We start from the raw sequence: 9,078 nt of genomic DNA on the forward strand, positions 1-9,078 counted from the left end.
TGTGGTCTTCTCTGATGATCAAAGCAAATATGTCTTTGGCAATAGCCTTCCTATTCGTAATCCTGCGGGTTCTGGCATGAATGATAATGCTATTCTCTCTGTCTGGGGGATTAAAGTGCATCATAATTTGGTGCAGGCAGGGGCGAAGGTTAAGGATTATAATTACAGAACGGCCAATGCCACTCAAAATAGTCAGACCGATAGCTGGCAGCCCGATCAGACGACTTATGGGGTACCCTATCATTATGGGGATCGGTATTTAGAAAGAGGTGCAGACATAGACCCCGAAATCGAAACGGGGTCTTTTCATGCAAGGCTTCATAATGAGCGTTATAAAAACAATCAAGTGCGCATTACAGGGAAGACCAATGATCCCTCACTTTATCCTGGAAAAGTTCTTGATCTTGAAGGGGGATCAGAAGATCCAGCCTTGAAATATGGCTTTTTAATTGTCTCTACGACCAATAAAGGCTCAAGAAATGGCAAATATGAAATGAGCTTTGAAGCCATTCCTTATAGCGATCAAATAGGCTTTAGACCTAAACTCCTTGAAAGACCGCATATTGCAGGCACCATCCCAGCCAGAGTAAGCAGCACGGAGAAGTTTGATACGTATAGCCATATTGATGAGATGGGACGCTATAAGGTCTATTTTGATTTTGACTTAGATACATGGGATAAGGGTAAAGAAAGCCTGTGGGTGCGATTGGCTAAGCCTTATAGTGGGGGAACCTATGGCTTTCACTGGCCACTTTTAGACGGGACAGAGGTTGCCATTGCGTTTGAAGATGGCGATCCTGACAGACCCTATATTGCCTATGCCCTGCATGATTCAGCCAATGGCGATCATGTCACCATTCAGAACTATAAACGCAATGTTCTAAGAACGCCATCCAACAATAAGCTTAGAATGGAGGATGAACGGGGTAAGGAACATATCAAGCTCTCTACGGAATATGGCGGTAAGACCCAGCTCAATATGGGACATCTTGTCGATAGCTCTAGACAAAAGCGTGGGGAAGGCTTTGAACTCAGAACCGATAAATGGGGAGCGATTAGAGCCAATAATGGCATCTTTATCAGTGCCGATGGACGACAAAAGGCCTCCTCAACCTCTCTAGATATGATCGAAGCCACAGGACAGCTCAGTGCAGCACTCAACCAAGCCAAGCAGCTCAGAGAGGCAGCCGATGCCTCTAAAGCGACAGGGTTAGATACTTCAAACCTGATGACACTGATCGAAAGTGCCATCACCATGCTGCAACAAGCTAGCGTCCTGATCTCAGCCCCCGCAGGCATTGCCCAGACCACGCCATCCACGATCCAGCATAATGCAGGGCGGAACGTCATCACCACAGCTGGGAAAGATGTAAGCCTCAATGCTAAAAACAACGTCACCATGGCAGCGAGTGAAGAAATATCCCTCTTTGCCCACAACAAAGACCTCAGAGCCGTCGCAGGATATGGCAAGGTTGAGTTACAGGCGCAAAGTAGTCAGATGAATCTTGATGCTAAAATGGATATTACGCTGACCTCACATGATGGCAAGATACAGACCTTTTCTCCAAAAGAGATCAATCTTATTTGTGGAGCGAAGTGTTTTATCAAACTGACACCAGATCAAGTGATTATGAATGCCCCAGATCATATCATCCATAAAACAGCCGTAGTGATTAAACAAAACCCAGGGTCAATGCCGATTGACCCCCCTCTTATGCCTCAGCCTATATCAAAACCTTCATTTAAATTTTCTAAGTAAAAGACTGTTAAGAAATGATTATAAGTCCTCCTTTTTTACCTGATGGTGATGTTAGTCAAAGTCAATCTAGTGATGATTTTGTGGAATCCTTTATGCAATTAACAGGAGATGGCAAGTTTCCTGTAAGTGATTATTTTCAATGGCATGGAGGAGTGCATTTAGTAGCACCTGAGGGCAATAATAAAACAAAAGTCCCTGTTCGAGCGATTGCGGATGGTAAGGTTTTATATGTTCGCCAACCTACTCCAGAGCTAGATAATAAAGCTGGAACAGTTCCACATCCTCAAAACCATCAAGGGCAAGAGGATTGGTGTGATAATGGATGTGTGGTTATTCAACATGATACAGAGATTGGAGAAGAATTAGCGGTTACTTTTTATTCCATTTATATGCATCTAAAATCAATAGAGAAAACGGTTACTCAAGGTTCTGATATCCATCGCAAAGCTAAAATTGGTCAGGCTGGTCAGATTTATGGAGTGGATGGACAAATTCATTTTGAAATTATTGCTGATGAAGAAAATACGAAGAAGTTTCTTGGGGATTTAGCCTTTAATGCACCAAGCTATTATACTAATCAATATGGATGTGAAAAAGCTTTTAGAGCGCAAGACGGTAGAACAGATGCTTGTTTTGGCAGTATGTATTTTTACATTCCTCAAGGGGTATCCATTTATGAACAAAGTATCGTTGAAGAAGATAAAGTAGTTCATGTTGTAAATAAAAAAACAAAAAAAATAATAAATAAAACTATAAAAATAAACAAGGCGGTTTACCTCCCCAAAAAACAAGATAACGGGACAGATATAACGGTTGGCCAGAATATATATGTTGAGATGGCCTTTGATAAAGGGAAATGTAAATTCATAAGCTACGATGCGGACGGAAAACCTTTAGCCGGTGATCCTGTTATTACAAAAGGGGATAGTTCTTATACAGACACGGTGCATGAATATAATTTATATAAGGCCTCTTTAGCGCTTTATCCTTATAAACCTACAGCTGGCTTCGAGATATTACGATTTGGTCGTGTTATTGGGGATGAAGATCTTGCAGAGCCTGCAACCGTTACGCATTTTAGAGAAATTCAAACACCTAAAGGGAAATATTGGGTTGATTTAAATAAATCCTATATCAAGAAATACAGTGATGCAGATTTCCCGTATTGGAAAGGTTGGGGGGTAGTCAATGATGATACTGATGGGGATGGTCGTTGTGATTCAAAAATTATTGGTTCTATTGTATCTGCTAAGGAACAATATGATAAAAGAGCAATGTCCAAATATGGTGCTTATGGTAAGGTTATAGCAAATGATAAAAAAGCTGATTATTTATTGAAAGAAAATGCTTTAGCTAGTGATGTTGTTCAGAAAAAATTAAAAAGGATATTTTATAAATTTCCCACAGAATGGAGTATGGATAAATTTGATGAACGTTATGTTTGGGTAAAAAAAGATCATTTTGCCAATGATGATCAAAAATTCGCTAATTTTAAAGCACATGTTCAATCCTTAGCTTTCTGGGATGAAGCAGGTATCCCCATCGATAAAAACCATTGGCATTTTCCACCTATCGAGTTCATTAAGCATTTTAGAAAATGTAGCTGGTTGAGCAAGTATGAAATCAGGCAAATTATTCCAAAACAGGTTATTCGACAAAGTGGTAAAAAATATTATTGGGAAAGTAATCGTCATAATGATTTTTTAAATGATATTTATGTCAATCTAAATAAAACATTACGTAAATATTGTATTATAACCCCGTTAAGAATAGCTTCTTTCTTAGGAAACTCTATTCAAGAAACTACATGGTTTTCTTCTTTAGCAGAGGGCAATGGTGAGAATACACGCTATGCTCCATATTATGGTAGAGGTTTGTTGCAATTAACTTGGGAGGATAACTATAAAATATATGCGACATTTATAGGAGCTTCTAAAAATTATGACGATTTATTATCTCCTTTAAAAGATCCAGCGGAATTAAAAGCTGCTGATTCTGGGGGGGTATATTGGGCATTAAAGAATGCCAATCAATACGTAGATGAGAAATCACATACATTAGAACGAGTAGCACAACCATGTGTTAGCTATGTTCGTAAAGGTGTAGATAAGAGTGCAGGAACCCATATTTATTATCGTAGTGAAGCATTCTGGGGAGCGGCCTGTATAGTAAATAGGGGTGATGTTGGAACGCCAATATATAATCCAAAATCTATTAATGGTTTTCCAGATCGTTGTTGTGCTTATAGTTTTGGATTGGCTATTTTGACAGAAATGAAATTTTCTGATGCACAAGGGAAATTATTAGAGTTTCCAGAGGACCGTAAACAACGAGGTATTAAAGAGGAACGTTAATCTATGAAAATGCGATATTTTATAGTTTTGTCTATTAGCCTAATTTTTTCGATAGCATCAGCTCAAGAAACTACTCAAAAAAAAGAAGATACTAAAACATACACAATTGATTATAGTAATCCTACAAAGAAAAAAAATGTTAATGATTGTGGCATAATTACAATGGAAACCCCTCAATGGGGGCGTATTAGTAAGAATTTTATTAATATATATAAACACAATTCTAGTAATCACAAGTTTATATATACTGAACTTAACACAATTACTTATTTTAATTTTCATTGTTATAGTAAAGATATTGAAATAAGTAATCAATATGTAAAATATAACTTAGAAAATAATCAATGGTATATGCCACTTGATGTACAAAAAGAAACAACAGCTATTACTGCTCAGAATGACAACGGTCTTATTGTTAAAGCTTTTCATTTTTATCCAATAAAAGGAAAAAATAGTTCTGGATGGTTATATACATTAGTTTCTAATGTTAGTAGCGATAATCCAAAAATGAGTGATGGCACTAAAACAGCAGATTTTTGTCTATATAATAATAGTAAAACAAAAAGTATTTGTGGGCATGGTTATGTTCAATTTGTTCCCTTAAAAAAGAATGGAGATATCGATATTAATAAGGCAGATTATACTCCTTACTTAATTCAAATTCTTGAAACGCTTAAGTTTGAAGAAGATAAATAGTTTTCTAAAATACCTCATTTAATGAATTAGTATATTTTTATCTGTAAACTCCTTTATTGTAGAGTTTGCAGATATTTATTTAATTACACTCTAAAAAATACATTTGCATAAATACAAAAATCATTGAAATCCGTATTTATTTAAGTTGATTTATTTAAGAATAGAGTTCAACAGATAAATATCTTAGACTTAAAAGAATACGGTTTTAGAGTTTATATCAACGAGCTTGTGTTTCTGTGTAAAAATTACAATATCATTCTCAAGATCATAGGCGACATTATAATCTGGTAATTCATTTGTTGTTACTAGAGATTTGATTGACCATCTAAAGACTTTTAACTTTTGACTACTACCAGTCTTTTTTAATAGTAACTCCAAACCTATTTTCCATTCTTTTTGGCTTCCGCAATGTTTGCGAGCTAACTCATAGATACGACGATCTAGCGGTTTTCTAAGTCTGAAATAGTCTGGACTAATCGTTAAGACTTGATTAGACGTTACAGAACGATAGAGCCAGTCTGGGAGGGTTACGGATACTCTGACCATACGTCCGTCTTTTTCTTCAACAATACGCCAAGCATCGATCAAACCAAAGCCTCTTGCTTCTCGTATTTTATCTGTTTCAATATTAGTTGTAATATAGGTTGAAGATAATCTATCAAGAGCATCTTTTGCTTTTTCATAATAACGACCATCAACGCCTCGATTTGTCGTTATAAGATAATCATAAATCGTAAAGTGAATGGTTCGGCTAATTTCTTTTTCTTCATAGATGGCTTGCATGAGTTTTGAGATGCAATAGATCCAAATATCTTTGTCATGGATCGTAGCCATTCCGTAGTTTTGATGAGGGGCTATGGTGATACTAAAATTATTATGTTCATATTTTCTAGTTTTAGTATCTCCAGCTTTTAAAGCAAATAAAGGGTGTTCCATACTGGCTATATCATCTTGGAACGTAATATTATTAAAAATATCTGCAATAAAGAAATCTGTTTCTTTATGTTTCTTTGGGGAAAGATGTTTCTTTTTTTGTTTTTTTTGTGTTGCTTCGCATTTATATTGAATGGTATTCTTAGCGTAAATCATTATTTTGCTTTCCGTGAAATGTTAGAAATATAATGGTTGTTAAAGGGCGGTTGTTATCAGCAACCGCCCTTTTTTATTCTGGTTAATACCATAGTGTAATTATAGAGAGAAAAGCAATAATTATTATCGTGACTTTACGAACCTTATTACGTGACTTTACGAACCTTATTACGTGACTTTACGAACCTTATTACGTGACTTTACGAACTTCTGTGGATAATTTATTGTTTATTTTCAATTGTTTATCTTGTGGATAATGATCCTTAATAATATATTAATAAATTTATAATAAGAAAAAACCTCTGTGAATTCTTTTTTACCCTTGTGGATAACTTACAAAAATACAAATAGGGAATTTAACTATTTCATTCTTAAACACAAAAATCTGTCATTATACAATTTTAATATAAGGTTCGATTTTTCATATAAATAATACTTTAAATACTCTTTAATCGTTCTACAGTGCATCTAAATAGTTTTTATATATAAGATGATATAAACTAACTTAAAATGCACTGTAAACGCTTTAAAATAGCATTTACGTGCATAATGGTAATTTAAATTATTGCTCAGGAAATAAAATATTCATCTTCTTTTCGTGCATCAGAAATACTAGATGAAATAAAAGCGTTTGATGATTGTATTAAAGATGCATTAGAAGAAGAATATGATCGAGTTTTTCCTCCTACTTCTACCGTTCTTAAAGCATCTTCTTTATTTTTAGCTTTTTTAACCCGTAACCAAATATTTTTGATTTGCGATGTAGAATAAGGTTCATTATGAATATTTTTAATCCCAAGTTCTTCAAACTTTACCGCAATAGTTTTCCAGTAATTGCGTCGATTATTAAAAATTTCATAATGCTTCATTAACCAATTATATATCGGTGAACGTTGCGGATTGGTTTTTACCATTTCTATATCATCGTCTTGTATAGAAAAATCAGACAGTTTATCAGTCATTCTCATCTCCAATTTTTGTTAATTCAAAAAACGTAAAGTGAGGTGATGCGACTGGGAAATATTTTTATTAAAAATATATAATTATGAAGTGATATGAGTTTTTATTAATTTTTTAGATTAATCTAAGTCATATCTAGGTCATACTTAGTTATGCTGTAATTATACTAAAGTTACGATATAATTAGAGATTAGTCACGCTATGGTCATATTAAGGTCGCACTATAGTTAAGGGTTTGGTAATATTATAGTCATTGCTAAGAGCTTATTATTTCTTGTCTACATATACCATTGCACCCTAATGCGTGCAGATTTTAAAAAATACAATAAGAATGTTATTCTACAATGAGCTGTTTTTTTATGGTTTATTGAATAAAATGAGGCGTTCGTTTTACTCACAAGAATAAACGCAATCTCCTAAAAAACGCCTCCATATTCCCTTATATCTGGGGCTAATTTAAGGACATACACCATACGCAAGCTAAAATTGCATTAACCTATTGATTTTATTATGTTCTATATTTTCCAAATAGTTTATTTGTTATACATTTGTATAACAAATCGCTCTGCAATCCTTATTTCTCAATAAAAATTGTCATATGTTTGTATGACATTAAAATAAAGAAAAATAATCTATTAAATTTCTATAAAAACTATGAAAAATTAAGCTTCATACAATACTTAAAAACAGCTTTACCCACATTTTTGTGGATAAGTGCAGCTATTGAAAGAGTTTCTTAAACCCTACCCAAAAACCTGTCTTAGAAGGTTCCGTGGTTTCTATTGGGTTGGTAGAGCCATTTTCTGGAGGCTCTGGCGTGATTTGCACTTCTTTGGAATAAATGGCCTCTTTTTTCTCTTGGCGATGCTCTAAAAGCTTCAACGCCGTTTTAAGACTATCTATCGTCTCTTGTTTGGCTTCTATTCTTTTTTCTTGTTCGTCTACTTTGACTTTTAAAATGGCTAATTCTTTTTCAAGTTCTTCTACTCTATTTTTTGTTTGAATTTTATCTGTTACATTATGTGTAACGTTATCTGTAATATCATGTAACTTTTGTTTATTTATTACATCTGTAACGTTGTAATCTTTTATGCTTCCATAAACTCTTAAAAGCTCTGATGTATCAATACCTATTTCATTTTTATCGCTGTTACATTTTGATAATCTACCTGTAACAATGTGACGATGTAACGTTTGACGACTTTTTCCTGTTAAACGAGCAGCCTCAGAAATAGAAACAATAGGCATAATTGACCTCATGATTGAAGATTATTTTAGTTTTTGCATGGTGATTGATGAGGGTCAAGAGAGACTTAAGATAATAATTTTAATTACATGCAAAAAAATTATAATTTAGGTATGGATATCTTATTTACATTCGAGATAATCATCCATTGGGGTGCAATGGTATATGTAGAAGAAAAAATCATATACTCCTTGCACCCCGTTTAATCGCATGAATTCATCCTGTTTGAGTTTATAAAACTCTGTATTAGATTTTTCTGCCAGATTTTTAAAAAGTGACTTGCTCTGGTTAGGGAAACAGCATATTTTTTTGATATAAAAATAATATCTTTTTTTTAACGAATAATGAGGTGCTGATATGGGAATGTTTGATGTTGTAGATGATGCAACGAAAGCCCTTCTCACTGGCAAAGGATTAGGGGTTTCTGGTTCTGGGCATAATCGGTATCACCTCTCTATTTCTGGTTGTAGTTCTTCTATTGATATTCAGAGTTTTCATGGCACAGAAAGGTTAAGTGAACCTTTTTCTTATCAGATCAGATTTACCTCTGTTGATCTCAATATCACCCCTCAAGATGTGTTAAATTGTTCTGCAAAGTTCTTCTTTCAAGATCCGTCTGATTTAGAACCCCAAAGACGTGTTTATGGTGTGATTACAGCGTTTTCCAAGATTAGTAGTTCTAAAGATCAAACTTCCTATGGGGTAACGCTAGAACCTCGGTTAGCTTTACTGCGTAAAACCCAATATACCTCCATCTTTCAAAACCAATCCATTCCTCAAATCGTTGAAAAGATTTTACGAACCCGTCATGGGTTTGAAGGTCAGGATTTCCATATTGATCTTGTTCATACTTATCCATCTCATGAACAAGATATGCAATATAAAGAAACCGATTATAATTTTATTGCCAGAAAGCTTGCATGGGATGGGATTTGGTATCGCTTTGATATGGATACCAGACTTGAGCTAGATGT

At 34.5% G+C, this 9,078-nt stretch carries 7 protein-coding genes; 4 read left to right on the top strand and 3 right to left on the bottom strand.

From position 1 onward, the window contains the following. The 3 genes from QJV33_RS11750 to QJV33_RS11760 form a co-directional block, all read left to right on the top strand. Positions 1-1,759 (top strand): DUF2345 domain-containing protein (locus QJV33_RS11750; protein WP_281463595.1); only part of this gene is annotated, 1,759 nt, incomplete at its 5' end. Between the two features lie 14 nt (positions 1,760-1,773). Next, positions 1,774-4,113: a M23 family metallopeptidase gene (locus tag QJV33_RS11755; protein ID WP_281463596.1), complete on the top strand. Its 2,340-nt coding sequence runs from the start codon at positions 1,774-1,776 to the stop codon at positions 4,111-4,113. 3 nt (positions 4,114-4,116) lie between these two features. After that, positions 4,117-4,809, top strand: coding sequence for a hypothetical protein (locus QJV33_RS11760; protein WP_281463597.1), 693 nt, complete (start codon positions 4,117-4,119; stop codon positions 4,807-4,809). A gap of 189 nt (positions 4,810-4,998) precedes the next feature. On the opposite strand, the gene trfA is transcribed toward QJV33_RS11760, so the two are convergent. The 3 genes from trfA to QJV33_RS11775 all read right to left on the bottom strand — a co-directional run bounded on the left by trfA (position 4,999) and on the right by QJV33_RS11775 (position 8,106). Further along, positions 4,999-5,898, bottom strand: a complete 900-nt coding sequence (gene trfA / locus QJV33_RS11765; RefSeq protein WP_281463598.1) for a replication initiator protein A — start codon at positions 5,896-5,898, stop codon at positions 4,999-5,001. Positions 5,899-6,467: 569 nt separating this feature from the next. Continuing rightward, on the bottom strand, positions 6,468-6,860 hold the full coding sequence (locus tag QJV33_RS11770) for a hypothetical protein (RefSeq protein ID WP_281463599.1): 393 nt from the start codon (positions 6,858-6,860) through the stop codon (positions 6,468-6,470). Positions 6,861-7,578: 718 nt separating this feature from the next. Then, positions 7,579-8,106, bottom strand: a complete 528-nt coding sequence (locus tag QJV33_RS11775) for a hypothetical protein (protein ID WP_281463600.1) — start codon at positions 8,104-8,106, stop codon at positions 7,579-7,581. Between the two features lie 361 nt (positions 8,107-8,467). On the opposite strand from QJV33_RS11775, the gene vgrG reads away from it, so the two are divergent. Further along, a partial coding sequence (gene vgrG / locus QJV33_RS11780; RefSeq protein ID WP_281463602.1) for a type VI secretion system tip protein VgrG occupies positions 8,468-9,078 on the top strand: 611 nt, incomplete at its 3' end.

This window comes from Commensalibacter nepenthis (assembly GCF_029953305.1).
Lineage (GTDB): Bacteria > Pseudomonadota > Alphaproteobacteria > Acetobacterales > Acetobacteraceae > Commensalibacter > Commensalibacter nepenthis.

Excerpts from the sequence above, each read along its gene's own strand:
- QJV33_RS11755 (WP_281463596.1), top strand. The coding sequence starts at position 1,774 with ATGATTATAAGTCCTCCTTTTTTACCTGATGGTGATGTTAGTCAAAGT.
- QJV33_RS11760 (WP_281463597.1), top strand. The coding sequence starts at position 4,117 with ATGAAAATGCGATATTTTATAGTTTTGTCTATTAGCCTAATTTTTTCG.
- trfA (WP_281463598.1), bottom strand. The coding sequence starts at position 5,898 with ATGATTTACGCTAAGAATACCATTCAATATAAATGCGAAGCAACACAA.
- QJV33_RS11770 (WP_281463599.1), bottom strand. The coding sequence starts at position 6,860 with ATGACTGATAAACTGTCTGATTTTTCTATACAAGACGATGATATAGAA.
- QJV33_RS11775 (WP_281463600.1), bottom strand. The coding sequence starts at position 8,106 with ATGCCTATTGTTTCTATTTCTGAGGCTGCTCGTTTAACAGGAAAAAGT.